1 protein-coding gene and 1 pseudogene are annotated in these 1665 nt (G+C 34.2%); both read left to right on the plus strand.

The window, feature by feature from the left end:
- On the plus strand, positions 1–1246 hold a 1246-nt coding region (locus tag ABZA26_RS14535; RefSeq protein ID WP_372715209.1), incomplete at its 5' end, for an ABC transporter ATP-binding protein.
- A gap of 193 nt (positions 1247–1439) precedes the next feature.
- Positions 1440–1665, plus strand: a pseudogene (locus ABZA26_RS14540) (hypothetical protein); the annotation flags it as partial.

Genomic DNA, 1665 nt, shown 5'->3' on the forward strand with positions numbered 1-1665 from the left:
CATGGTTTTTTTTGCAGTAATAAGAAGGAAAAAAATGTCACAGGGTTTTAAAAAAGTAAAAGAAAAAATATCAGGCGTAAATGCACAGCTTGAAAGCAGTATATCAGGGATAAGGGTGTCAAAGGCATTTGCAAATGAAGAACATGAAATCAGCAAATTTAATGAGAGTAATACACGATTTAAAAACTCTAAAAATGACGCATATATGCAGATGGCTATTTTTATGGGAGGGATGTCCTTTTTTATAAATCTTTTAAATATAGTTGTTCTGGGCTTAGGAGGCTTATTAATTTCCAAAGGGAAGATGAATTTTCCTGATTTAATTGCCTTCACTTTATATACAAATGCATTTTTAGTACCTATCAGAAGGCTTACCAACTCGGTTCAGCAGTTTGAATCAGGCATGACAGGGTTTATGAGATTTAATGAAATCATGGAGATAAAACCGCTGATCACTGATGCTGAAGATGCTGTGGAACTAAATGGCTGCAAGGGGAAAATAAGTTTCAAAAATGTTACCTTTGCCTACAATGAAAATCATAATATAATTTCCGGCATCAATCTAAATATAGATGCGGGAAAAGTAATCGCTCTTGTAGGGCCTTCAGGTGGAGGGAAAACAACCTTATGTCATCTGATTCCGAGATTTTATGAAGTAAATGCAGGTGAGATTTTACTTGACGATGTCAACATCAGAAATATAAAAATTACCAGTCTGAGAAAAAATATCGGCTTGGTTTCACAGGATGTATTTTTGTTTGCAGGTACAATAAGGGATAATATTATGTACGGGAATATCAATGCCACAGAAGAAGAGATGATTGAAGCTGCTAAAAATGCAGAAATTCATGATTTTATAATGAGTCTGGAAAATGACTACGATACTGATGTGGGTGAAAGAGGAATCAAGCTTTCCGGAGGTCAAAAACAGAGGATAAGCATAGCAAGAGTATTCCTTAAAAATCCGGCAGTACTGATACTTGATGAAGCAACTTCCGCCCTTGACAATGAAACTGAATTTAAGATCCAAAAAGCTCTGGAAAAATTATCAAAGGGAAGGACAAGCCTTGTCATAGCACACCGTCTCACTACGATCAAACACGCAGATGAAATAATAGTCATCAACAAAGACGGGATCAAAGAAACGGGTAGTCACGAGGAACTTTTAGAGAAAAACGGAATCTATAGTTCTCTATATAGGGCACAGTATAGGGGTTTTATTCCCGACGAAATAGGCAACGATTAAAAATAGCACTGAGAAATTATCGTTACGAGTATTTGATTATAATAAGTCTGCAATTAAATGCTATAAAAACATAGGATTTAATGCAAAAAAAATCGATACTGTTTTAATACAAGAATTTCATGAAGAATGGAAGTGTATTTCAATGGAGTATACTATTTAATACGAGTCTTTATTTGGATTCAGTGAATTTATAATGATTTTGTTAATTCTCCCCGACTTTCTGGTTAGTGTGGAGTTTGAAAAAAAATCGGAAGTGAGAGATGAGATTATGATAAAAAATATTATATTTGATCTGGGGAGAGTATTGCTGAATTTTGAGCCTCTTGAATATACATATAAAAAGATTCCTGATAGGGAAAGAGCCAATAAAATTTACAGTGAGATATTTAAAAGTAATGAATGGATTATGCTTGATAGGG

Source organism: Ilyobacter sp. (assembly GCF_041583315.1).
Classification (GTDB): domain Bacteria; phylum Fusobacteriota; class Fusobacteriia; order Fusobacteriales; family Fusobacteriaceae; genus Ilyobacter.